18 protein-coding genes and 1 pseudogene are annotated in these 24,826 nt (G+C 68.7%); 12 read left to right on the top strand and 7 right to left on the bottom strand.

The window, feature by feature from the left end; genetic code table 11:
• The first annotated feature begins 178 nt into the window (after positions 1 to 178).
• Entirely contained in the window at positions 179 to 1,417 is a 1,239-nt protein-coding gene (locus OG507_RS01850; RefSeq protein ID WP_327365334.1) for an isocitrate lyase/PEP mutase family protein, read from the top strand.
• A 126-nt stretch (positions 1,418 to 1,543) separates the two neighbouring features.
• On the opposite strand, the gene OG507_RS01845 is transcribed toward OG507_RS01850, so the two are convergent.
• The 3 genes from OG507_RS01845 to OG507_RS01835 all read right to left on the bottom strand — a co-directional run bounded on the left by OG507_RS01845 (position 1,544) and on the right by OG507_RS01835 (position 4,916).
• Positions 1,544 to 1,930: a RidA family protein gene (locus OG507_RS01845; protein WP_327365333.1), complete on the bottom strand. Its 387-nt coding sequence runs from the start codon at positions 1,928 to 1,930 to the stop codon at positions 1,544 to 1,546.
• A 194-nt stretch (positions 1,931 to 2,124) separates the two neighbouring features.
• Positions 2,125 to 3,663: an ATP-binding SpoIIE family protein phosphatase gene (locus tag OG507_RS01840; RefSeq protein ID WP_327365332.1), complete on the bottom strand. Its 1,539-nt coding sequence runs from the start codon at positions 3,661 to 3,663 to the stop codon at positions 2,125 to 2,127.
• A gap of 116 nt (positions 3,664 to 3,779) precedes the next feature.
• Complete coding sequence (locus OG507_RS01835; RefSeq protein ID WP_327365331.1) at positions 3,780 to 4,916, bottom strand: PP2C family protein-serine/threonine phosphatase; 1,137 nt, start codon at positions 4,914 to 4,916, stop codon at positions 3,780 to 3,782.
• A 358-nt stretch (positions 4,917 to 5,274) separates the two neighbouring features.
• Between OG507_RS01835 and OG507_RS01830 the strand changes: the two genes are divergently transcribed.
• Positions 5,275 to 5,940 carry a response regulator transcription factor gene (locus tag OG507_RS01830; RefSeq protein WP_327365330.1) on the top strand — a complete coding sequence of 222 codons (666 nt, stop codon included), beginning with the start codon at positions 5,275 to 5,277 and terminating at the stop codon, positions 5,938 to 5,940.
• Positions 5,937 to 6,998: a sensor histidine kinase gene (locus OG507_RS01825; RefSeq protein WP_327365329.1), complete on the top strand. Its 1,062-nt coding sequence runs from the start codon at positions 5,937 to 5,939 to the stop codon at positions 6,996 to 6,998. Before OG507_RS01830 ends, OG507_RS01825 begins: the two co-directional genes overlap by 4 nt.
• A 45-nt stretch (positions 6,999 to 7,043) precedes the next feature.
• On the opposite strand, the gene OG507_RS01820 is transcribed toward OG507_RS01825, so the two are convergent.
• Positions 7,044 to 7,544 carry a DUF1203 domain-containing protein gene (locus OG507_RS01820; protein WP_327365328.1) on the bottom strand — a complete coding sequence of 167 codons (501 nt, stop codon included), beginning with the start codon at positions 7,542 to 7,544 and terminating at the stop codon, positions 7,044 to 7,046.
• Between the two features lie 97 nt (positions 7,545 to 7,641).
• Positions 7,642 to 8,349, bottom strand: coding sequence for an SDR family NAD(P)-dependent oxidoreductase (locus tag OG507_RS01815; RefSeq protein ID WP_327365327.1), 708 nt, complete (start codon positions 8,347 to 8,349; stop codon positions 7,642 to 7,644).
• Between the two features lie 101 nt (positions 8,350 to 8,450).
• On the opposite strand from OG507_RS01815, the gene OG507_RS01810 reads away from it, so the two are divergent.
• The 7 genes from OG507_RS01810 (at position 8,451) to OG507_RS01780 (ending at position 17,746) form a co-directional block, all read left to right on the top strand.
• The gene (locus OG507_RS01810; RefSeq protein WP_327365326.1) at positions 8,451 to 9,305 is read left to right on the top strand and encodes a helix-turn-helix transcriptional regulator; all 855 of its coding nucleotides are present in this window, start codon (positions 8,451 to 8,453) and stop codon (positions 9,303 to 9,305) included.
• Positions 9,302 to 9,592, top strand: a complete 291-nt coding sequence (locus tag OG507_RS01805; protein ID WP_327365325.1) for a hypothetical protein — start codon at positions 9,302 to 9,304, stop codon at positions 9,590 to 9,592. Before OG507_RS01810 ends, OG507_RS01805 begins: the two co-directional genes overlap by 4 nt.
• A gap of 442 nt (positions 9,593 to 10,034) precedes the next feature.
• A complete protein-coding gene (locus OG507_RS01800; protein ID WP_327365324.1) occupies positions 10,035 to 12,227 on the top strand; it encodes an RICIN domain-containing protein in 2,193 nt (730 codons plus the stop codon).
• A gap of 97 nt (positions 12,228 to 12,324) precedes the next feature.
• Positions 12,325 to 13,623, top strand: coding sequence for a ThuA domain-containing protein (locus OG507_RS01795; protein WP_327365323.1), 1,299 nt, complete (start codon positions 12,325 to 12,327; stop codon positions 13,621 to 13,623).
• A 196-nt stretch (positions 13,624 to 13,819) separates the two neighbouring features.
• Positions 13,820 to 14,701 carry an ABC transporter ATP-binding protein gene (locus tag OG507_RS01790; protein ID WP_327365322.1) on the top strand — a complete coding sequence of 294 codons (882 nt, stop codon included), beginning with the start codon at positions 13,820 to 13,822 and terminating at the stop codon, positions 14,699 to 14,701.
• Positions 14,698 to 15,675, top strand: a complete 978-nt coding sequence (locus OG507_RS01785; protein WP_327365321.1) for an iron-siderophore ABC transporter substrate-binding protein — start codon at positions 14,698 to 14,700, stop codon at positions 15,673 to 15,675. The genes OG507_RS01790 and OG507_RS01785 overlap by 4 nt, the downstream gene beginning before the upstream one ends.
• 4 nt (positions 15,676 to 15,679) lie before the next feature.
• Positions 15,680 to 17,746: an iron ABC transporter permease gene (locus OG507_RS01780; protein ID WP_327365320.1), complete on the top strand. Its 2,067-nt coding sequence runs from the start codon at positions 15,680 to 15,682 to the stop codon at positions 17,744 to 17,746.
• 452 nt (positions 17,747 to 18,198) lie between these two features.
• On the opposite strand, the pseudogene OG507_RS01775 reads toward OG507_RS01780, so the two are convergent.
• Together OG507_RS01775 and OG507_RS01770 are read right to left on the bottom strand one after the other, a co-directional pair.
• Positions 18,199 to 19,442 (bottom strand): annotated as a pseudogene (locus OG507_RS01775) (IS701 family transposase).
• A gap of 41 nt (positions 19,443 to 19,483) precedes the next feature.
• On the bottom strand, positions 19,484 to 19,768 hold the full coding sequence (locus tag OG507_RS01770; protein WP_327365318.1) for a hypothetical protein: 285 nt from the start codon (positions 19,766 to 19,768) through the stop codon (positions 19,484 to 19,486).
• Between the two features lie 1,387 nt (positions 19,769 to 21,155).
• Here OG507_RS01770 and OG507_RS01765 point away from each other — a divergent pair.
• Together OG507_RS01765 and OG507_RS01760 are read left to right on the top strand one after the other, a co-directional pair.
• The gene (locus tag OG507_RS01765) at positions 21,156 to 23,402 is read left to right on the top strand and encodes a M4 family metallopeptidase (RefSeq protein WP_327365317.1); all 2,247 of its coding nucleotides are present in this window, start codon (positions 21,156 to 21,158) and stop codon (positions 23,400 to 23,402) included.
• 422 nt (positions 23,403 to 23,824) lie between these two features.
• Positions 23,825 to 24,787 carry a hypothetical protein gene (locus OG507_RS01760; protein ID WP_327365316.1) on the top strand — a complete coding sequence of 321 codons (963 nt, stop codon included), beginning with the start codon at positions 23,825 to 23,827 and terminating at the stop codon, positions 24,785 to 24,787.
• Positions 24,788 to 24,826 lie beyond the last annotated feature (39 nt).

Genomic DNA, 24,826 nt, shown 5'->3' with positions numbered 1-24,826 from the left:
GGCATACAGACCGCTGATATCCCAAGTCGGCCTGTGCACATGACGATGACCATAACTACGCCGATTCTCCCGATTCTGCCGAAGTCAAAGCAGACTCACGGCGGGAACGCGCCGATGCCGCGGACATTCTGTGGGCAGAAGGGCTGATGGCGGGGCGGCTCCGCATGCTGCGGAATCGATGCAGGTGGGCGAACGCGCGCTCCGCCATCCGGCGTTGCTTGCCCAGACCAGACCAGACCAGACCAGACCAGACCAGACCAGAGCCGTGCTCAGTGTCGCGACGGGCGATCACAGCCTTCACGCCGAGCGCCCGGACGAGACGGCGGTACTTGTCGTGCCACGCCGACCGGATATGCCCCAGTGGGGTTCAGGCCCGCCGCTGCGGCCCGCCGCATCCACTAGGGCATTTCGTCCATGTTTGTTACCTATTATCCGGGGTAGGGCCGGTGTTGGTGGGGATCCCATGGTTCGGTACGGTCCCGGGGCCGCGCCGATTTCGGTCGGCGCCCTCCTTCATCTTCGTCGCAGGAGGATGTCCATGCTCAGACACACGACCCGCCTGCGGCAGCTGCTCAATGACCCGGGAATCCTGGTGGCCCCGGGAGCCTATGACGGAACCGGGGCCCGGCTGGTCTCGCAGCTCGGCTTCCAGGCGTTCTACCTCAGCGGATTCGAGACGGCCGCAAGTATTCTGGGCCAGCCCGACGTGGGTTATCTGTCGCACACGCAGATGGTGGAACGAGTCACGGCCATGGCCGATGTGGTGGACCTGCCGCTGATCGCCGACGCAGACACCGGCTTCGGCAACCCGCTCAATGTCCGCCGCGCAGTCATCGCCTACGAACGGGCCGGCGCCGCGGCGATGCACATCGAGGACCAGACCTTCCCGAAGCGTTGCGGGCACATGCTGGGACGCGAGGTCGTCCCCGTCCAAGAGATGGTCCAGAAGATCAAGGCGGCGGTCGACGCGCGGCAGGATCCCGACTTCGTCATCATCGCCCGCACCGACGCGCGGACGGCACACGGGCTCGACGAGGCGATCGACCGTGGTGCCGCCTACCACGAGGCCGGCGCCGACATGCTGTTCATCGAATCTCCCGAGAGCGAGGAGGAGATGCGGCGGATCTGCGAGGCGTTCCGCGGTATCGTCCCCCTCCTCAGCAACCAGATCGAAGGCGGCCGGACGCCGACTTCCGGTGTCGGCGTCCTCCAGGACATGGGATACGCCCTCGCGATCTTCCCAGTGGGGACGGCATTCGCGGCAGCCAAGGGAATGCGGGACTACCTTGAGGTGCTTGCGACGGCAGGCGACACGCGAGGTGTACTTGGGAACCTGATCCAGTTCGAGGAGTTCACCGCGCTGATCGGTCTTGGCGAGCACACCGAACTTGATCGGCGCTACCAGTCCGAACAGTAAGACCGTGTCCTGGCCGAAGGGGGGCGAACTTGCAAGTCCCATCGCCCGCGGACTCAACCACCGACATGAGCGGCACCCGGGCAATGAGCAGTTCCGGAAGCGGGGATTCAGGGGGCGGTGCGGCGGTCACGACGAGCGCAGGACGGCCACCATGTCGATCTCGACGAGTTTGTGGTCGAGCGTCGAGCCGACGGTCGTTCGCACTGGATATGGACGGGGCAGTGTCCGTTCGTAGACGGCGTTGTAGGCGACGTAGTCGCGGTGCAGGTCGGCGAGGTGCGTCGTCACTTTGATGACGTCGGAGAAATCGAGGTCACGTGCGGCGAGCAGGGCGCTGAGGTTGCGCAGCACCTGTTGCGTCTGCTCGGTGATGGTGTCACCGACGACCTCCCCGGTAGCGGGGTCGTGCGGTCCCGTGCCGGCGGTGTAGAGAAACCCGTTGGCGACGACGGCTTGCGAGTACGCACCCCCCGGCTCGGGCGCGTCGCTGGTGCGGATCTGTTCCGTGGTCATGACTTCCTTTCGAGGATGCCCCGGTCCTCGTGGAACCTGGATGACGGCCCCACCATTGGGCAGCAGCCTTGTTGTAACAGGTAGAAGCGTGTTGTGTGCGGCGACGTGCCGTTCGGGAGCGGCGCGTAGCTTCGGCAGGTGCATGAACCCGTTGAGTCCCACTGGCCCGACGCCGTATACACAGCGATTCCAGCTCAGGTGGTGGCGGTGGTGGTGGGTTGGTCGGGTACGGGTGTGTGCTCGGCCCAGATGGTCTTGCCGTGGTGGTTGTGGCGGGTTCCCCAGTGTTCTGCGAGTTGAGCGATGATGAACAGTCCGCGCCCGTTTTCGTCGAGGTTGCGGGCACGGCGCAGGTGCGGCGAGGTGCTGCCGCCGTCGGCGACCTCGCAGACCAGGCTGCCGGCGTGGTGGATCAGTCGCAGCTGGATGGGCGGCTGGGCATGGCGGATGGCATTGGTGACCAGTTCGCTGACGATGAGTTCGGTGGTCGGCGCGGCGCAGTCCAGACCCCAGTCGGCGAGTTTCTCCGTGATGTGGGTGCGGGCGTGGGAGACGGCGGCGGGGTCGGAGGGCAGGTCCCAGGTGGCGACGGCGCGGGCGTCCAGGGCATGGGTGCGGACGGCGAGGACAGCGGCCTGGGTGTGGGAGGCGTGGAGCAGGGCGTCGAGGGCGGATCGGCAGGTGGCGTCCAGGCTGGACTGGGGCCGGGCGAGTGCGCTGAGCAGTTCCTGGCTGTCGGGTTCCTGGGCGCTGTCGCCGGTGCCACTGTGGGTGTGCAGCAGGAGCAGGCTGCCTTCAGGAAGGTCCACCTCGGTGGCCTCGAAGGGCAGGTCCGCCTGCCCGAGGGGCGCGCCGTCGGGCAGCTCAACGGCTGTGACCGTGCCGTCGGGTGTGACGACCGTGGGCTGGGGCCCTCCGGCGCTGGCAAGCGTGCAGCGGCAGGCGACCGGATCGTAGACCGCGTACAGGCATTGGGCGCTGACGGTGCCGGTGCCGGTGCCGGTGGCCCGGGTGTCGTGGCCGGTGCGGATGTCGGGGCGGAGCCGGGCGAGGACGTCGTCGAGATGAGTGAGTAGTTCCTCGGGCTGCAGATCGATGTCGGCCAGGGTGCGTACCGCGGCGCGGAGTTCGGAGGCGGTGGCCTCGGCGCCCGGCCCGGTCACGGTGCCGGCGACGAGTCCGACCCGGGCGCCGGACAACGGGATGGCGTCGAGCCAGTTGGCGCGCATGCCGAGGCGGCCGAACCCGGTCCGGTAGTGGCCGGCCAGCTCTACCACCGCGGGTTGCGGCAGTGCTGCGGGCAGGATGCCGGGCGGCGGGGCGGGAGCCGCACGCGGTGTGGCGGGGGCGCTGTCGGGCTGCCTGTCGGTCGGGTCGGGCAGGATGGGCTGGTTCCGGGAGGCCGCGGCGGGGGTGTGTGGCAGATGCGGCCGCACCTGGCAGACGATGAGGCTGAAGACGAAGGACAGGGCGACCGAGGCGATGGCGACCGTACGGCCGCCGTCCGATATTCCGCGGATGGCGAAGCCGTAGATGGCGATGGTGGCAGCCAGTGTGGAGATTCCGATGATCAGGGAGCGCCGCAGAGGCAGGAGGGCGGCGGCCATGACAGGGGCCAGTACGGAGAATCCCGACCAGCGGACGAGGCCGCCTGCGGATTCCTGGAGCTGTACGGCACACGACGCACCGATGTAGATGACGAGCAGCGTAGACAGTCGCCTGTTCAGTCGCATGGCAGTCATCGTCGTCATCGCCTTTCCATAGGTGGTGCGTCGTTCCGGGAGCACCGGGAATGCCCGGGGTGCCCTCCACGGCGTGGCCGAGGGGTGGCGGCCTTGGCGGTCGCGCGTCACGGGTGGGCCTGCATGGGGTGGGGTGGCCGGTGGGAGTCCGGAGTCTGGGCGGTGTCCGGGTCGGGGGCGCGTTGGATGGCGACCAGGGCGAGGTCGTCCTGCAGGTGTCCGCCGGTGTGGGTGTCCACGTCGTGGTTGATGTGGCGCAACAGGCTGTGCGGGTATTCCCAGTTCCACGAGGAGGCCCGGTCGAGGATTGGATAGAAGCCGCCGGTGGTGTTGCGGGCTTCGATGACGCCGTCGGTGTAGAGCAGCAGAGTGTCTGCGGGGCCGAACTCGAAGGTGTCGACGTGGTAGGTGTCGGGAGCGGTGTCGGCCAGCCCGAGGGGTGGTGCGGGATGAGGTATGGGCAGGGCGGTCACCTGGCCGCGGCGGGCTCGCAGGGGTGAGGGGTGTCCGCAGCTGATGACGCGGATGAGGGGCGCGTCGTCGGGGATTTCGACCAGGAGCGCGGTGATGAAGTGCTCACTGCTCTCGGGGTCGCTGTCGGTGAGCTGCGCCAAGTGCCTGCGGACGCTGCTCTCCAGGGCGGCAGTCAGCTCGGGGAGGGTGGCGTGCTGGTAAGCGGCTTCGCGGAAGGCGCCGAGGAGGGCGGAAGCGTCCTCGACTGCGGGCAGGCCCTTGCCTCGGACGTCGCCGATGAGGAAGCGGGTCGTGTGGTTGCTGCGGGCGGCGGCGTACAGGTCGCCGCCGACCATGGCATATGCCGCTGCAGCGCGGTAGGTGCAGGCGACGTGCAGTGGGCCCAGTTGCCGGGGCAGGGGGCGCAGCACGACCTTCTGGGCTGCTTTGGCCACCGCGCGTACCTGGGTGAGTTCTCTCAGGTCGCGGTCGTGCAGGGCCCGGGCGGCGACGACGAATCCTGACACCAGCAGCAGGGCGGCGATGTGGATCGGGAGGATCGGTGAACGCAGCATGCCGTTATGGCGGTCGATGACGAACATTGCCGCGCTGGCCGTCAGGGCGGTGCCTGCGGTGAAACGGGCGCTTGCGAACGCAGCCGTGGAAGTGGGGGCAGCGACCAGAAGAAGGCACAGATGTTCGGTCCTGGGAGCGAAGAAGGCGGCCAGAGCGATCGCGGTGATCAGCGCGACCGGGACCGCGGCCTGGGCAAGCGTGCCGTCCGCCCGCAAGCGGCCAAGTGCGAAGGGGAGGGGCCACGGAGCACACACACGGCCGCCACCGGTACCCCAATGGGCGGCCGGGCGCTTCGGCCTGCCGGCATCGGCCCGGAAGAGCGGGAGAGTGGAGCGGTTCATGATGGGCTGCCTCAAGGTGGAGGGGATACGCGATGCGTACTCCTTGAGCATCCGTCCGTACGGCGGCGAGCACATCGGTGCAGACCCGCACCGCGTATCCGTAAGGCCCTGCACCTGCACCGCAACTCTGCCCGCCCGCGGCTGCGCCATCCCCGCGCACTTTCCTGCGGGTTTCCCGCACACGCGCCGACAGCGGCTGCCTGGCGGCCGCAGCGGATCTACCGTTGCAGCTATGGACGCCTGCAGTTCCACCCCGGTCCGACCGAACCCCCAGGGGATCCCCGTCGTACTGGCCGACGACCATCTGGTGGTCCGGGCCGGAATGCGGCTGCTGCTTGCTCAGGACCCGGCATTCCGGATCGTCGCCGAGAGCTCCACAGTCCCTGACACCCTTGAGGCCGTGCGCCAACACCGTCCACGGGTGCTGGTCCTGGACCTGACCATGGCCGGCCAGTCGAGTCTGCCCATGATTCCCGCGCTGCTCACCGTTTCACCCGGCACGCGGATCCTGGTCCTCACGATGCAGGAGGATCCGGCGTTCGCCCGGGAGGCACTACGCACCGGAGCGGCCGGATACCTGCTCAAGGAGGCAGCCGCCGAGGAACTGCTGGCCGCCGCGCACCAGGTCGCCGACGGTGCGACGTACGTACAGCCGGTGCTGGGAGCCAGGCTTGCCATCGATACACCTGGTCCTGCCGAGCAGGAGCCGCTGACCGCACGTGAGGCCGAGGTCCTGTCGCTGCTGGCACTGGGCCACACCAACCAGGAGATCGCACGGCGTCTCTACGTCTCGGTCCGGACGGTGGAGACCCATCGCTCCCGGATCCGGGACAAGCTCGGCAAGGACACCCGCGCGGAGCTCATCGCCGCGGCCCGCGAGCGCGGCCTGGTGGCATGAGGCGGCCGCGCCGGATCCGATGGGGCCTCACCCTGCAGGCAGCGGGAAGCTGTCTGCTCGCGGCTGCGGTGGCTCTGGAGGTCACCGACCAGCCGCTGCCCTCAGAGCTGGCCCTCTCCCTGGCCGCGGCCACCCCATATCTCGCGGCAGCGCCGCTGTACACCGCGGGACGCCGGATCTGGATGGTGGTCGCCGGGGCCATCGCGCTCATGCTCGCCGTCGCCAGCCTGGTCCGCATCACCGAGCAGCCGCTGCTGAACGCCCTGCACGTGCTCCCGCTCCTCCTGGTCGCGTACACCGCCTCCACCATCCGCAGCGAAACCCACCGCGACCAGAGCCTGCAACGCGAACGCGTCCGGGCCCGGCACGACGGCGCCGAGCGCGAACGCCGCCGCTGGGCCCGTGAACTGCACGACGACACCCTCCAGGAACTCGGCGCCGTACAGGTCGTGCTCTCCTCCGCTGCCGCCGACGGCCACCCCGAGGCCATGCACAGCGCGATCGAGCAGGCGCGCGCCCTGGTGGGGAACCAGATCACCTCGCTGCGTCACCTGATCACGGATCTGCGTCCCCTGGTCCTGGACGAACTGGGACTGCGCGCGGCGCTGGAGGCGCTGTGCCGGCGAACCTCGGAGACCTTCGGCATCCGCGTCGACCTCCGGATAGATCCGCAGGGCGCCGGCATCAGCGACCGGTTGACCCCAGAAGCACAGGCCCACGTGTACCGCATCGTGCAGGAGGCACTGACCAACGCGGTGAAACACGCCGAGCCCACTCGGATCACCGTCGGTATGGAGGCCAGTCACCATGCGGTGACGCTGACCGTCGCCGACAACGGGCGCGGAATGCCCCAGCCCCCGGACTCCAGGCGCTGGCCCGCCCTGCGCGCGGCCACACCCCCGGCCTGCACTGTGCAGGGTGTGGGGCTCTCCGCCATGCACGAGCGCGCCGACCTCATCGACGCCCAGCTCACGCTCCGCAGCGCTCCCGGCAAGGGCACCACCATCACCCTGAGGGTGCCCTGTGCCTCTCGGCGCGAGGGCCATGCCCAGCCCTGAGGCGGCGCTCCCGGCATCGGGCAGCCCGGGCCACCTCACCCTCGTCTACCGGCGGCGGATCTCGACCATGAAACAGCCGAATTCCACTGCGCGGACGTGTACCAGTGCCACTGTCGGATCGGCGAAGACATCGCGCAGTGCGTCGTTCACCTCCTCGGCCCGCTCCTTGGGGATCTCGACCAGTCTCCCGCCGAGGATGTGCCCGTGGGCGTCGTAGGCGCGCAGCGTCCGGCGAGCACCGTGCAGTTCGGCCGGATAGCCAGGGCCGGAGGCCGGCCCGCTGCACTCCTCGGCGTGAACGAATACCGGACCGCACTCGTCGTACGGGCCGGGCTCGGCGCCTGTCTCCTGCGCCCAGCGACGCAGCGGCGCGTACGAGACGAGGACAATCCGCTCACCTGCTGAGCTGTGCCGCAGACAGCACCGCAGCGGGGCACCGCCCTCCGGATCGGTGACGGGCGCCCGGGTGCAGCCGGCGTCGTCCCGCTCCCGCAGCTGTTTCAGTACGGCCGGCTCGATGGCCCGCGCCTCATACGTCGTGGTCATGGCTCCAGCATCCGCAGCTGCTCGTCACCGCGCTGGCGGAATTCAGACACCGCCCTGGAAGCCGCCGGACACCGGCGTCTGCCGAGCCGGGTTCGAATCACCAGGGGAGGGAGCCGGTGGCGTCGAAGTAGCCTCCGGTGGGGCCGTCCGGGCCCGTCTGGGCCATACGTACGATGATCTCGGCGCCCTGCTCGATGGTCTGGACGCCGGTATTGCCGTTCAGGTCGGTCTTGGTGAAACCGGGATCCACCGCGTTGATCCGCATGTTCGGGAACGCCTTCGCGTACTGCACGGTGATCATGTTGACCGCGGTCTTCGACGCCGGGTAGGCGACGCCCGGGTAGGCGAATGTCGGGGCGTGCGCGTCGCTGACCTCGGTCAGGGAGGCCAGGCCGCTGCTGAGGTTGACCACCACCGGGGCATCGGAGCGCTCGAGCAGTGGCAGGAACGCGTGCAGGACGCGCACGGTGCCGAAGACGTTTGTCTCGAACGTGTGCCGCATGATGTCGGCGGTCACGTCCGCGGCACCGATCACGACGTTGCCGGCGCCCCTTTCCTCGATGCCCGCATTGTTGATCAGTACGTCCAGCCCTCCGTCGGCCTCGATGGCCTTGGCCGCGGCCGCCACGGACGCGTCGTCGGTGATGTCGAGCCGGACCATACGCGCGCCCAGCTGTTCGGCGGCCCGGCGGCCGCGTTCAGCGTCCCGGCCGCCCATGTAGACGGTGTGGCCCGCGGCGACGAGGCGGCGGGCGGTCTCGAAACCGAGACCCTTGTTCGCTCCGGTGATCAGTGTCGTAGTCATGTCTCCAGGTTGCGGCGGGCCGTCGTGAGCAGCCAGGAGTCCTCTCTTCCTGGGACTGTCGGTACCAGGAAGATCCGAGTCGTGGGGTGCACAGTGGTGGCATGGCGAGCACGGAGTTCGGGCGTACGGTGCGGCGCTGGCGCGACCGGGTCTCCCCGGAGGCGGCCGGGCTGACGGCGGGCGGTCATCGTCGCGCGGCCGGGCTGCGGCGTGAGGAGTTGGCGCTGCTGGCCGGTATCTCGGTCGACTATGTGACCCGCCTGGAACAGGGCCGGGCGGCCAACCCGTCGGAGCAGGTCGTCGAGGCGCTGGGGCGGGCGCTGCGCGTGTCCACGGACGAACGCGAGCATCTGTTCCATGTCGCCGGGCTCGTACCGCCGGGCCGGGGCACGGTGCCCGCGTACATCGCACCGAGCGTGCACCGGATGCTGGACAGGCTGACCGGGACGCCCGTCGCGGTCTTCGACGCGGCGTGGACGCTGCTGCTGGCCAACCCGCTGTACACGGCGCTGATGGGCGAGCGGCACGGCCGGGAACGCAACGGTGTGTGGCGTACCTTCCTCGGTTCGGGTGATCGCGTCCGCCACACCCCCGAGTCCCGGCGCACGATGGAGACCGCGGTGGTCGCCGAGCTGCGCGCGACAGCGAGCCGGTATCCGGCGGACCAGCGGCTGCGCCGCCTGGTCGCGGAGCTGCGCGCGAACAGTGACCGGTTCGCCGGGCTGTGGGACACCGGAGCCGTGGGCAGACACGAGGCGTCCCGCAAGACCATCGATCACCCCCAGGTGGGCGCCGTGACGCTGGACTGCGACGTACTCAGCGTCGCGGGCAGCGACCTGCGCATCATGGTCTACACGGCCGAACCCGGCACCCAGGACGCCGAACGCCTCGAACTCCTCGCGGTCCTAGGCACCCAGACACTCGTCGGACAACCCGCAGCGACCCTGACAACTTGACGACCCGCCAGGCCGACACCGCGCGGGAGGGGCGTCCCAAGAACCGCGCCGCTGCATCTGCCGGAACTGATCAGCCGGGAACAAGAGCTGGTCACCTCACCTTCGCCAGTAACTCCGGCGACGTCGCTCTGGAAGCCCTGCAGCGCTTCAGTGCCCTCGTCATGGAGATCGCCGGACTCTCCGGCCTCGGGCCCGGTCGGAGGGCCCGCGAAGCCTTGTCCGGTCAGTTGTGCTTCGGCTTCTATGTGCAAGGCCCACTCTCGGGACTCGTTGCGTTCGTGTTCTGAACCCGGCAGGGGGCGATATCCCGGACTCGGGTGGCGATGCCTGCCTCCCTGGCGAGGTGTCAGAGTTCGAATTCCATTGGTACATACCAGGGCCTTGACAGGGTCTTGGTTCACTTCTTAAATCACGTAATGAACTAACCACCCCACGCTCACCCCCCTCCACCCTCGGTCGGCAACTTCCATACGTCCCCCCATGCGACCGCTTCTGTCATGCGTGCGTCAAAACACCTTCCCTTTGCGGGGCGAGCCCTTGCCCCCGATTGTCGCGGCGTGGCAACCGTGCGACCTCACCCGGGTCTTTGCCTGAGCACCGGCTGACCTGACACCCTCCACCCCCTCGCCGAGCCGCCATAGCGGCACAGGAGAAACCGTGTACCGATCCACACGAACGCCCGGAGCGCATCACCACGGCTTACGCCCCTTTGGCCACAGACGGCCTCTGATGGCGGCCCTCGTGGCCATGGCGTCGGCCTTCTCGATACTGATCACTGTCCCCTCCCAGGCATCCTCACCCTCGGATGCCCGGCCGACACTCGCCGCCAATGCCGCTGCGCTCCCGACCAGTTGGGCCACCGTGACCAACAGCGGCAGTGGCAAATGTGTGGACGCGCGCGCGGCCGGGACCGCGAACGGTACCGCCGTCCAGCAGTACGCCTGCAACAACTCCACCGCCCAGCAGTGGAGTTTCACCGTCACCAGCGACGGCTACGTGCGCATCAACAACCGCAACGACGCCAACCAGGTCCTGGACGTGAGCGACGTGTCCACCGCCGACAACGCGGCCGTCCACCTGTGGTCGTACGGCGGCGGTGACAACCAGCAGTGGCAGGCGGTGGACGAGGGCGCCGGTGCCTACCACTTCGTCAACCGCAACAGCGGCAAGTGCCTGGACGTCCCGGCGGCCTCGACGGCCGACAGTGTCCAGCTGGTGCAGTACACCTGCAACGGTACGGCGGCCCAGCGGTTCCAGGTCGCGCCGGTGAGTTCCCCTCCGGGCGATGTCGATCTGGGTCCGAACGTGGTCGTCTTCGACCCGTCGATGCCGTCATCGGCCATCCAGAGCCGACTCGATTCGATCTTCCAGCAGCAGGAGACGAACCAGTTCGGTTCTCAGCGCTACGCGGTGATGTTCAAGCCGGGCACCTATAACAACGATGTCAATGTGGGCTTCTACACCCAGGTTCTGGGCCTCGGTCAGTCGCCCGACTCGGTGTCCATCAATGGCGCGGTGCATGTCGAGGCCGACTGGTTCCCGCCGCAGAACGCCACCCAGAACTTCTGGCGCGGCGCCGAGAACCTCTCGGTGAATCCGTCCGGCGGCACGGACCGGTGGGCAGTGTCCCAGGCAGCCCCGTACCGGCGTATGCACGTCCGCGGCAACCTGGCGCTGGACGACGGTGGCTGGGCCAGCGGGGGTTTCATGGCCGACACCAAAATCGACGGTCAGGTGCGGTCCGGAACTCAGCAGCAGTGGATGACGCGTAACTCCACACTCGGCAGCTGGTCCGGTTCCAACTGGAACATGGTCTTCGTCGGCAGCCAGGGCGTTCCGGCCACCAGCTTCCCCAATCCGCCCTACACGACCGTAAATCAGGCGCCCGCGGTACGGGAGAAGCCCTTCCTGTTCGTGGACGGCGCCGGCGCCTACAAGGTGTTCGTGCCGTCTCTGCGGGCCGACTCCTCGGGCACCACCTGGGCCGGCGGCAACGCCGGTGGCACCTCGCTCGGCATGGATCAGTTCTTCGTCGTGAAGGCGGGAGCGACAGCAGCGCAGATCAACGCCGCGCTCGCTGAGGGGAAGAACCTTCTGGTGACCCCGGGCGTCTACCACCTGAACCAGACCTTGCGGGTGACCCGCCCCGACACCGTGGTCCTCGGGCTCGGCCTTGCCACCTTCATCCCGGACAACGGCGTCACGGCCATGACGGTCGCGGACGTCGATGGCGTCAAGGTCGCGGGCATTCTCTTCGACGCGGGGACGACCAACTCGCAGACCCTCATGGAGGTCGGCCCCGCAGGATCCTCTGCCGTGCACTCGGCCGACCCCACGAGCCTGCACGACGTGTTCTTCCGCGTGGGCGGCGCGGCGGTGGGCAAGGCGACCACGAGCCTGGTGGTCAACAGCGACAACGTCATCGGCGACCACATGTGGATCTGGCGTGGTGACCACGGCAGCGGCATCGGCTGGAACAGCAACACAGCAGACACCGGACTTGTCGTCAACGGCGACAACGTGACGATGTACGGACTGTTCGTGGAGCACTACCAGAAGCACCAGACCATCTGGAACGGCAACGGCGGGCGCACGTACTTCTACCAGAACGAGATGCCGTACGACCCGCCCAACCAAGCCGCGTGGATGAACGGCTCGACGCAGGGCTATGCCGCGTACAAGGTCGCGGACTCGGTCACCAGCCACCAGGCGTTCGGACTCGGCAGCTACTGCTTCTTCAACGCGAACCCGAGCGTGGCCGCCGAGCACGCCTTCGAGGTCCCCGACAACTCGAATGTGCGCTTCCAGAGCATGGTGACCGTCTCACTCGGCGGCACCGGAACGATCCGCCATGTCATCAACGGGAGAGGCGGCCCTTCCAACTCCTCGACGAATGTGGCCAATCTCGTCAGCTACCCCTGAGCAGCCCATTCGAGGTACACCGACCGGGTCGGGGCCCGACAACCGTCGGGCCCCGGCCCGGCCGACCCCCCAGCGGCACAAAAGAGGATGGTTTCGGATGTACGGATTCAGAGGTGGCTCGACCCGGATCGGCTCACGACTGCTCCTGCTGCTCGCCTTGTTGCTCGGCCTGACAGTCGCTCCCGCGTACTCCAATGCGAAGGCGCCGCAGGCGCCCGCCTTCAAGGTGATCGCCTTCTACAACGGGACCTGGGACGCAGCCCACATCAGTTTCGTCAAGGAAGCCAACCAGTGGTTTCCCCAGACCGCCGCCAGTAACAACTTCTCGTACACCTCGACCAACAACTGGGAACTGCTGAGCAGCATCACGCGGGACCAGTACCAGGTCGTGCTCTTCCTGGACGACTTGCCCCAGACGCCGGCCCAGCGCTCCGGATTCGAGCGGTACATGCGGGACGGCGGCGCCTGGATGGGGTTCCACGTCTCAGCGTTCACCACCAACGCGCAGGAGTGGCCCTGGTACCACAACCAGTTCCTCGGCTCCGGCGGGTTCAAGTCGAATACATGGGGGCCGACGACCGCGGTACTGCGTACCGAGGACAGGACGCATCCCTCGACCGTGGGCCTGCCCGCCACCTTCACCTCGTCGGTGAGCGAGTGGTACAGCTGGCAGAACGACCTGCGCAACAACCCGGACATCAAGATCCTGGCGTCCGTCGACCCGGTGAGCTTCCCGCTGGGCACCGACCCCAACCAGTCCTGGTACAGCGGTTACTACCCGATCCTGTGGACCAACACCGGGTACAGGATGCTCTACGCCAATTTCGGGCACAACGCCATGGACTACAGCACGGGGGCGACGCTGTCTTCCACGTTCGCCAGTGACACACAGAACCGCTTCCTGGTGGACGGGCTGAAGTGGCTGGGAGGCGCAGGCGGGAGCGACCCGGCGCCCGGTCCGATCTCCGAGACCGCAGCGTATTCGCTCGTCAGCAGCGCGAACGGAGCCTGTGTGGACGCCCGCGGCGCGGCGACCGCCAATGGAACCGCGATCCAGCAGTACGCGTGCAATCGGACCGCCGCCCAGGAGTTCCAGTTCCGCGCCACGGATGGCGGGTTCATGCGCATCGGCATCCGTAGCAACAGTCAGCAAGTCATCGATGTGACCAATGTGTCGGCCGCCGACAATGCACCCGTCCAGCTGTGGTCCTACGGAGGCGGAGCCAACCAGCAGTGGAAGCCCGTGCAGGAAACCTCCGGGCGGTATCACTTCGTTGCCCGGCACAGTGGAAAATGCCTCAGCACGCCGGATTCCTCGGCGGATGGCGTCCAGCTGATCCAGCGCCCCTGTGACAACTCGGCAGCGCAGAGCTTCCAGCTCAACGCTCAACCCTAGGGAGAGCTGTTCTCCGGGGCGACGGCAGCCTCCCCGTTGTCACCGTCGGAGACCGGATGCCCGCGCTCGGCAAAGCGGGCATCCGGTCCACCCCAATGCCCGGCCAGAGCGAAAGCTCCTGCGCAACCGCGGGGCCCGCCGGTCCGTTTCCCACCCCCCGCCATCTCCACGCTTAGGTTAGGCTAACCTTCGTGGCGTGAAAGTTGGTGGAGAAAGTTCCGGGGCCACAGGCCCACGCGGTCATGGCACGAGCCCACGCGGTCATGAACTGTCGGCCACGGGCGTAACCGTGGCGTACGACGGTGTCGATGTCGTGCACGACGCGTCGCTGACCCTGCGGCCCGGCGAGGTGACCGTCCTGGTGGGTCCGAACGGCAGCGGGAAGTCGACGCTCCTGCGTACGGTGGCCCGACTGCAGCGCCCCAGGAGCGCCACGCTGACCATCGACGCCGACACGGACGGCCTCGCCCTGACCCCTCGCGAGTTCTCGCGGCGCGTGGCCCTGCTGACGCAGGGACGCCCCACGCCCAGCGGGCTGACCGTGCGAGACGTCGTCGAGTTCGGCCGCTACCCGTACCGGGGCCGCTGGGGCAGAGCGGACCAGGACAGCCGGGCCGCGGTGGACCGCGCGCTCGCCATGACGGGCGTCGAGGAACTCGCCGAACGCGGCGCCGAGCACCTCTCCGGAGGACAACTGCAGCGGGTGTGGCTCGCAGGCTGCCTCGCGCAGGAGACCGGGGTGCTGCTGCTCGACGAGCCGACGACCTACCTCGACCTGCGGTATCAGGTCGAACTCCTCGACCTCGTCCGAGACCTGGCGGACGACCACGGGATCGCCGTCGGCGCCGTCCTGCACGACCTCGACCAGGCCGCGGCAGTCGCCAACCGGATCGTGCTGCTCCACGAGGGACGGATCATCGCCGACGGCCTCCCCGAGGACGTACTGACGGCACAGCGACTGACCGACACGTACGGCATCCGCATCGAAGTCGACACCGACCCCCTCACCGGCCGGCTGCGCACTCGCGCGATCGGCCGACACCACACGCGAATCGAAAGGCTCAGCACCACCTCATGAGACGCCTCCTCCTCACCGCCGCGGCCGCCACCGCCGCGGCGCTCGCTCTGAGCGCCTGCGGGACGACCGAACCCGCCGCCGACAACTCGAAGAAGACAGCTGGGCGCATCACCCTCACCGACGCCACCGGCGCGAAGGTGCAGCTCGACGGGCCTGCCAAGAAGGTCGTCGGGACCGAGTGGAACGTCGTCGAGAGCCTCATCTCGCTGGGCGTCGACCCCGCCGGTGTCGCCGACGTCAAGGGCTACAAGACATGGGACACCGCGGTCCCGCTGAAGAACGAGCCCAAGGACATCGGCACGCGCGGCGAGCCGAGCATGGACACCATCGCCTCCCTGTCGCCGGACCTCATCGTCGCCACCAGCGACCTCCCGCCGGCCGCCGTGAAGCAGCTGCGCAAGGTCGCCCCGGTCCTGGAGGTGCGGGCCGCCGACGCCTCCGACCCGATCGGGCAGATGACCGAGAACCTCGACCTCATCGCGAAGGCCACCGGCACCACGCAGCAGGCCAAGGAGCTCAAGAAGCAGTTCGAGACGAAGATCGCCGACGGCAGAAAGGCCCTCGCCGACGCCGGTCTCGCGGGCACGCAGTACGCCTTCGCCGACGGCTACGTCGTCTCCAACCAGGTCTCGATCAGGCCGTACACCAGCGGCTCGCTCATCGGCGCCGTCAACGAGAAGATCGGCCTGAAGAACGCCTGGACGGTCAAGGGCGACGAGAGCTACGGGCTCGGCGCCACCGACGTCGAAGGGCTCACCGAGCTCGGAGACGTGCAGTTCGCGTACATCGGCAGCGACGGAGACAAGAACAGCACACCGTTCGCCGGCGCACTGGCCAAGAACTCCGCGTGGACGTCGCTGCCGTTCGTGAAGAAGGGCAATGTTCACCGGCTGCCCGACGGCATCTGGATGTTCGGCGGTCCCGATTCGATGGAGGCGTACATCGACGCCGTCGTCGACGCGCTGACGAAGTAACACCATGGCCGTCACCGCATCCACTGCCACCACCCGTCCGTCGGTGGCCACGTCCCGGACCGGCGCGTTCGCGGTGACGGCCGCACTGGTCGTCCTCCTCGCGGGCCTCGCGATCGCCGACATCACGCAGGGCACGGCCGCTGTCGGAGCGGGCGAGGTCTGGAAGGCGCTCACCGGCCGGGCCGACCCCGCGGACGCGTCCGTCGTCATCGCCTCCCGGCTGCCGAGGATGGCCGCGGGGCTGCTTGTCGGAGCCGTGCTCGCAATGGCGGGCGCCGCCCTGCAGGCCGTCAGCCGCAACGTGCTCGCGTCGCCCGACACTCTCGCGGTGAACGCGGGCTCGTACCTGGCTCTCGGACTGGTCGCCGTCACCGGCGCCACACTGCCGCTGCTCGCCTCCTCCGGTATCGCGTTCGTCGGCGGCATCGCTGCGGCAGCCGTCGTGCTCGGGCTGTCCGGTCTGGGCGCGGGCACCGTCCGGCTCGTTCTCGCCGGCAGCGCCCTCGCCCTCGGCCTCACCGCTGTCACCGAGGGGCTGCTCCTGCTGTTCCCCAGGCAGACGGAGGGCCTCTACCAGTGGAACCAGGGCAGCATCTCCCAGAACGGGTTCGACGGCGTGCTGCAGATGGCGCCGATCGGCCTCGTCGGCCTCGTAGGGCTGCTGCTCGTCGCCCGCCGCGTCGACGCCCTGGCTCTCGGCGACGACGCGGCCCGCGGCCTGGGCGTCCCCGTTCGTGCCACCCGTGTCACGGCCGTCGTACTCGCGGCGCTGCTCTCCGCGGCGGCCGTCACACTTGCCGGACCCATCGGCTTCGTCGGCCTGTGCGCCCCTGCCCTCGTCCGCCCCCTCGCCCGCAGGTTCCGCGCGTTCTCCCGGGTGCGTGCGAGTATTCCGCTCGCGGGCCTGGCCGGTGCGGTACTGGTGCTCGGCTCGGACGTGCTCCTGCGCGCCGTCGTCCGGGCCGACGTTGCCGTGGCCGTACCGACGGGCGTTGCCACCAGCCTTGTCGGCGCCGTGTTCCTGATCGTGATGGCCACACGGGTCAAGGACACCGCCGAAGCCACCGCGTCCGACCGACTGCGCATCAGGAGCCGGGTCGTCTTCCTCACCACCACAGCCGTACTGGTGGCGGTGGTCGTCGGCGTGACGATCGCCGCCGTGCTGCTGGGCGACAGCAAACTGCTGCTGGGCGACGTGGCGAACTGGGCGCAGGGCAGGGCGGGCCGGACCGTCGGCTTCGTCCTCGACACCCGGGTGCCCCGGGTCCTCGCGGCGCTCCTGGCGGGCGCGGCACTCGCCCTGGCCGGGACGCTCGTCCAGGCCGTGACCCGCAATCCGCTCGCGGAGCCCGGTGTCCTGGGCGTCTCCGGCGGGGCCGCGCTCGGCGCCGTGCTCCTCGTGACGACAGTGCCCCTGGCCGGGTCGTGGAGCGTGGCCGGTGCGGCGTTCGCGGGCGCCGCAGCCGGCTCCGTCGTCGTCTTCGGCCTCGCCGCGCGGGGCGGGTTCCAGCAGAACCGGCTCGTCCTCGTCGGGTTCGGCGTCGCCACCGGGACAGCCGCGCTGATCAGCCTGCTCATCGTCCTCACCGACCCGTTCAACGCGACGAAGGCACTCACCTGGCTGTCGGGCTCCACCTACGGGCGGACCCTGCCCGACGTGGTGCCTCTCGCGGCCGTGCTCGCCCTCGGCATGGCCGTGGCCGTCGCACGGCACACGGACCTCGACCTCGTATCGCTCGACGAGGACACCCCAAGGCTCCTGGGCCTCAGCCTGGCACGGGGGCGCCTGGGTTTCCTCGCGCTGAGCGTGCTGCTGAGCGCCACCGCCGTCGCCGCAGCGGGAACGATCGGCTTCGTGGGACTCGTCGCACCGCACGCCGCCCGTGCCCTCGTGGGCCGACAACACGTCCGCGTGGTGCCGGTCGCGGTCCTCCTCGGCGCCACCCTTGTCTGCACCGCGGACCTGCTGGGCCGTACCGTGATCGCGCCGGCCCAGCTCGGCGCCGGCCTGATGACCGCGATGATCGGCACGCCGTACTTCCTCCATCTGCTCGTACGCAGCCGCCGCTAGGGCGTGTACGTGCCGACGGATCAAGAGCGTGTGTGGCAGAGACTTTCCGGTCGGGCAGAGAAATGGCCGGTCCGGACGAGCCCGGGTATCGCGTGAGGATTGCGTAACTCCGGTTTATTCCGGATGACGTGATTCGGTAATCGATGCTGGCTGAAGTGGTCTTCACAAGCAGCGGCGAGGTGGCAATGCCTCGACCCCTCGCATGTACTACAGCCGGAGATCTTGAGGGTCGGTGATCGGCGGGATCGGTCGGTGGTGCGCCCAGGGCTGTAGCCGGATCGGAAGTGGGTCGCCGCGGCGTCGGTAGTGGCTGACCTGGGCTCGGGTCTGGTGTAGGCGGCGCCATAACTCGCAGGTCAGGATGGTTTCGACGGGGTGGTGCGGGTTGAGGCGGGTGGCGGCCAGGCAGTGCCGGATGGTGTGGACGGAGGGCCGCAGCAGCGGTCCAGGGATCAGCCAGCGGCCTCGCTCACGCCGGGGCTGTGGTCTTTTCCCAGGTCGGCTTCCTCTTCCGGCGCTGGATCGGGTTCGGGTGTCTGGGCGCGTTGGACGGCCAGGAAGGCGCTGGCCGGCATGCAGGCAGTGACGTGCCGGTGCCAGGGCGTCCACTTGCGGACCTGGTACTGGGCGAGGCCGGTGAGCTGCTTGTTGATCTCGTTGTCCTCCTCGATCTGCCAGCGTCCGCCGGCCCGCGCGATGATCTGCGAGACCGTGATCCCGGCCGGGGCGTGGACGAGGAAGTAGGCGACCTCGCGGTGCAGTTCGCCGTCCTTGGCGCGCGCCGGCTGGGGTGCAGTGAACGCCGCGGCACCAGCCAGTGGGTGAAGGTGTCGGCGGGGTCCTCGTCCTTGACGTGCACGGCGGAGGCGGTCCAGTCGTAGAGCCGTTCGCCCTTGGCGCCGTCCCCGCAGGAGCGGCGTTCCCACTGGTCACGGGTCTTTGCGTAGTGCAACAGGTCATCGGCTCGCTTGACGGCCGGCTGACGCGGCTTGCCCGGCGGGCCGTCAAGCGGCAGGTCGACCGGGACGCCGAAGACGTACGGCGCGCTCTGCCGGTGACACCAGGCGCGCGGTTGTGGGTCCCGCCCGTAGCCGGTGTCCGCCAGGATCCAGGCGAACGGCACCTGCGCGGACCGGGCCTGCTCGAGCATGGCGATGGCCGGCTCGGGCTTGGTGGCGAAGGCGACCTCGTCGGGAATGCCGGCCTCCCGGCAGCGGTCCCGGTCGGTGGTCCAGTCCTCGGGCAGGTACAGGCGCCGGTCGATGAAGGCGTGCCCGGCGGCGGTGGCGTAGCTGAGCATCACCATGACCTGGCAGTTGCGGACGTCGCCGGTCGGTCCGCAGTGCTGGAAGGCCACGCCGACCGGCTTACTGCCCTTCTTCCGGGCCTGCGTATCGTCGATGACCAGCGACGCATCCGCATCGCCCAGGTGATCCACCACATAGTCGCGGACCGCGTCGCGCAGCCGGTCCGCATCCCACACCGAGCCGTTGAGCAGCCGCTGCATCCGATCCGCAGTCACATGCCCAGCCCGCTCGGCGAGCGTCCAGCCGTTCTTCGCCGGCAGCTCCGCCAGCAGCCCCTCGATGAACTGCGCGAAAACCACCCGCGGCTCCGGCCGGTTGAACAAGTGCCCCAACGAACCGGTCAACACCGACAGTTCGGCGTCCCACTCGGCTATCTGCTCAGCCGTCACATCCAGCAGCATGCCCGGTCAACGACGCCACCGGGAGTCCGTCACAAGATCTCCGGCTGTAGTACAAGGAGCCCGAAGCCTTCGGGGAACCCTTCCAGGAATTTGCGCCGAGCGGGGTCGGACTCGGCTGCGGCCATCGTCCCGAGCAGGTCGATCAATTCGTTCTGCTGGTCGTTCGACAGCTTGCCGACCAGGTGGGCGACATCCTCCAGGACCTTGACGGCGTCGTCCGGAGCCATCTGCTCGTCTTCACTGCCCTCGATGAACCACAGGGCGTCGACCAAGGCCTCGGCCAGGGCGTGGGACAGAGACGAGTACACGGGCATCAAGGCAGACTCCCAGCAGGTCACGGCAGCAGAGTCCGGCCATCCCACCACACACCACTGACATCACACTCAGTCAGCCCTCCACGGAAAGTGAGCCAGAGCCTATTCCCGTGAACATAGCCACGTAGCCGAGTGCATGATGAGCGAACCGCAGACGGGTCCTCCTGCAACAGCGGCATGATGCCGGTCGTCACGTCGAACACCACCACCTTGGCGAGGTGGAGCACCTTGTGGCGGCGGGAAGCGAGCAGTTGTGCGGACGCGCCCCTATTTGCTCGGCGCTCTTCACCACCTCGCACAGGTCGGAGGTCACCCGACGGTGTGACGCCGAGCGGTATGTCCTGTGCAACCGCTCCATGTACAGCCCCGCCCGCATCAGTTCCTGCTGCCTCTGGGTCGGCAGCGAACCGAAGGGGGAGCGGGGCGGGCCCGCACTCCGGCGCGTAGGCCGGTCATCGACGCCGCACGACCAGGCATTCGAGTACCCGGCCAGGCCAAAGGGATCAGACCGGCCCCGGCCCATGGCGAATCCGACGACACCGCCACAGCTGTCCCCCTTTCGGTGCGCCGGCGAGGCGGATCTTAAGCGGCGGAGTCGGCCGGAGGGATGACGCGCCTGTTACATCCCCGTACGACCCGGCGCTGAGTCGTTTCGATCCTGTCTGCTCCTGTTCACATCTGCGCAGTTGCACGGACCCGTACTCCGGACCTCCTTGCGCGGTGGATCGTGCCCCGGCCAGGGTGATCACGAGCCGCCGACGCGACGGTGCGTCGAAACCTGTTCGGTCACTCAGGACCCAGTCGAGATATGTCGGCACGTTGGAGAGATTCATGCCACAGCTCAACCCCGCACCGCTGCACGGGAGACAGACCTCCGTGTCCGGCGCCGCCGCGGCCGGCGACATCGATCCGGTGACACGATCCCGCCTCGCAGGGAACTGCGGCTGAGCTGCACCGCCTACGGCGGCCGCCGGACCTCCCGCCGACGGCCGTCCCCGACTTCCGTCGTCCGGCCTTTCGTCGGAACCGGAAAGGCCGACAGTGCCGACGACAGAGTCCTGGGGCAGCCCGAGCCGCTTCAGCCGATAGTCGGCCGCGTCCCTCTCCTTCGCGGCCCTCGCAGAGGGAAGTGACAAAGTCCGTCCCCACCGCCGCCGGTGCGACCGAGTCGGCCCAACACCCGCGTCGCATCAGACGCCTTCACGCCGGAGGCACTCCAGCCTCTGGTTCCCCACCCCACCGGCCGTCACCACACGGCCGGGCAGAAGGAGTTACAGCAGTGCCGAACAACTCCCTTACCAATAGGGCCACGTCGCCTCACGAACCCCCTCCCTCTCATCGTGGAATCTCTACGAACGGACGCATCGCGGCAATCGCGGCCGTCGCCATGGCCGCGCTCATCGCTTCGGTTCTCCCCGCCTCGGGCACCGTCTCCGCCGCGGCCGGCACAGATCAAGCACCACGGCAGATAGCGGCGGAACCCAGACCCGGTGCCGGGGCTGTCGATCTGTCCCCCGCGCAGCGCAAGAATCTGCTCAAGGCCGCGACGGACGCACGCGCCACCACCGCCCGTTCGCTGAAGCTGGGCGATCGGGAGGAGCTGATACCCAAGGACATCGTCAAGGACGCCGACGGCACCGTGCACACCCGCTACGAGCGGACCTACGCCGGCCTGCCCGTCATCGGCGGCGACCTGGTGGTCCACGAGCAGGGCGCGGCCCGTGCCGTCACCAAGGCCTCGGACGCGAAGGTGTCGGTGCCGACGACCGAGGCCGCCGTCACGGCCGCGACGGCGAGGAAGTCCGCCCTGGCCACCGCGAAGACCGAGAAGACCGAGGACGCGGCCCCGGACGGCTCGCCGAAGCTGGTTGTCTGGCTCGGGGACGGGAAGCCCACACTGGCCTGGCAGTCCGTCGTCAGCGGCGTCCAGGAGGACGGAACTCCGAGCAGCCTGAGCGTGGTGACCGACGCCACGACCGGCAATCAGCTCCAGAGCGTCGAACAGATCCACTCGGGCAGCGGCGAGAGCCAGTACAGCGGTCCGGTGCAGATCGGCACCGTGCACAACGGCAGCCTCTATGAACTCACCGACCCCGAGCGCGGCGGCCACAAGACGTACGACCTGACCGGCGTCGGCGGCAACGGCGTCCTGGCGGCCGACGACGACGACGTCTGGGGCGACGGAACGACGGCCAACCGCCAGACCGCGGCCGTGGACGCCGCCTACGGCCAGCGGCAGACCTGGGACTTCTACCACGACCGGTTCGGCCGCAACGGCATCGCCGACAACGGTGTCGGGGCCTACTCCCGGGTCCACTACGGCGACGGATACGCCAACGCCTTCTGGGACGACGGCTGTTTCTGCATGACCTACGGTGACGGCCTGAACAACGCCAGGCCGCTCACCGAGCTCGACATCGCCGCACACGAGATGACCCACGGCGTCACCTCTGCCACCGCGAACCTGACGTACTCCGGTGAGTCCGGCGGCCTGAACGAGGCCACCAGCGACATCATGGGGACTTCCGTGGAGTTCTTCGCGAACAACTCCGCTGATGTCCCGGACTACTTGATCGGCGAGCTCGCCGACGTCCGCGGCACCGGCAAGCCGCTGCGTTACATGGACCAGCCCTCGAAGGACGCCTCGGTCAAGGGCACTTCCCAGGACTACTGGACCTCCGACACCAGGAAGCTCGACCCGCACTTCAGCTCCGGCGTGGCCAACCACTTCTTCTACCTCCTCTCCGAGGGCAGCGGGAAGAAGACCATCAACGGCGTCGCCTACGACAGCCCCACATACGACGGCAAGCCGGTCTCCGGCCTCGGCCGGCGCGACGCGACCGCTGTCTGGTACCGGGCGCTGACCGTCTACATGACCAGTAGCACCGACTACGCGGGCGCCCGCGCCGCCACTCTCCAGGCCGCCGCCGACCTGTTCGGTCCGACCAGCGACGCCTATGAGGCCGTAGGCAACGCCTGGGCGGCCGTCAATGTCGGGGCCCGCTATGTGAACCACATCGCCGTGGTAGCCCCCTCCACGCGGAAGTCGGCCGTCGGACAGCCGACCAGCCGGCAGATCGAGGCCACGAGCTCCCGGCCGGGCCGCCTGACGTATTCCGCGCACGGGCTGCCCAAGGGCCTGTCCATCAACGCCGCAACGGGCCTGATCAGCGGCACTCCGAAGAAGGCCGGCAACTTCAAGGCCGCCGTCACCATCAAGAACTCCCCGAAGGTCAAGCGCACGGTGCGCTTCGTGTGGACCGTCCTGGCCTCCGGCGGTGACTTCTTCGTCAACCCGGCCCGGTTCGACATCCCCAACTGGAAGTCCGTCGAGTCCCCGCTCATCGTCACCGGCCGCAAGGGCAACGCCTCCAGCGACCTCAAGGTCACCATCGACCTCTACCACCCGTGGGTCGGTGGTCAGGTGGTCAGCCTGGTCAGCGAGAACGGCACGGAGATCCTGGTCAAGGACTGGTACTGGGACACCGGCGAGGGCGAGCTGCACACCACCTACACCGTCGATGCGTCGGCGGTACCCGCCAACGGCACCTGGAAGCTCCGGGTGCAGGACAACACCCCCGGCATCTTCACCGTCGATCCCGGCTACCTCGACAGCTGGAGCCTCACCTTCTGACCCGTCTTCTCCACCGCACTGCCCACACCCGCCGCGCCCGGTCAAACGGGCGCGGCGGTTCGTATTGAGCAGATCCTCATGCGCGCGGTCTCCGACAGCAGTACCACACCGCCTCTGCACGAAGTGGTCGCTGCCGTCGGTGGTGGGGGGTGCCGGGGCGGTGGAGGAGCAGGCCCATGGCCAGGGCGCCGGCCAGGACGGGCCCCTCCGCGCAGGCGGTGCGCAGCCGGGCTCGCGGGCTGCATCCCCGTCAGCAGGGAGTCCGCGCCGCCCCGAAAGGGCGCCCACAAAATTGGCGAGTACACGCTCATTGTCAGGCTCGTCGCGAGGGAGTTACATAGTCCGTGCACGCGAACGAAAGCGCTTTCTGTCGACCGGGAGCCCCGGTCGGCTGCTGCCCCGTCGCTGCACCGGGAGGCTGTATGGCACCGCCCCGCACCAGACGCTACTCACTTGCCGTCGCCGCGCTCGCCGCGACCGCCTCACTTGCCGCCGCCACGCTTCCGGCTCAGGCGGCCCACCCCTCAACCGCACGCACTCCGCTGCGAGCACAGGCCGTGGCGGCGTACGACTTCGGGCACCCGGACCCCGGCGACCCCGGTCGCGAGCAGGACATCGGACGGTCCGGCACCGCGCTCAGCCTGATCAACGGCGGTTCCGCGATGCGCGTGCCCGACGAGGCGTATCCGGGCGCTTCACCCGCCCTGCAGGTGCGCCAGCAGAACCCGGCCACCGCGGGCAACGACGACTGGAAGGCCGGGGCCTGGGACGCCGGGGGCATGTCGTCCCTCGTCGCCTTCCGCAGTGCCCGGGGCGCCACCGTCATGGGCTGGTTCAAGATGACGGGCGACAATCCCGCCCTCAACTCCAACACGGCCGACCCGAGCGACCGCTACAACGCGATCGGCCTGGCCGGCGTACTGTCCGGAACCTCTGACGGTCACGCGGTGCGCGCTCTGCTCGAACTCATCCAGGTCAACGGCGAGTTGAAGCTGGTCGCGCTGGGGAGACGCCTGGACAGCGGCGCCTCCCAGACTTTCGCCGCCCAGGCCCCCTGGGAAGAGCTGCTGCCCCGCGATGAATGGGTGCACCTGGCCGCGACGTTCGACTTCCGCAACGGCACCCTCGCCCTCTACCGCGACGGCAAACCTCTCGACGGTTTCTACGTCACGCCGGGCGACCCCTGGGAACTCGACACCACGCCGGCGCCGCACCGCGCCTCGCCCACCGATCCCCGCGGCATCAAGATCGGCGGCAGCTTCCCCCAGAACACCCGGGAGAACAACGCCTGCGACTGCCGCATGGACGACCTCCTGTTTTTGGACCGCCCGGTGCGTGCCGGCGCGGTGGCGGCGGAGTACCGGCGCATGACGCGGGGCCACTGACCTCCCTCGTCCCCGGATCGTCCTCTCCCTACTTGTCAC

The organism is Streptomyces sp. NBC_01217 (genome assembly GCF_035994185.1).
GTDB lineage: Bacteria > Actinomycetota > Actinomycetes > Streptomycetales > Streptomycetaceae > Streptomyces.
Note: the sequence above shows the minus strand (reverse complement) of the source record. Positions and strands in the feature narration are given on the sequence as shown.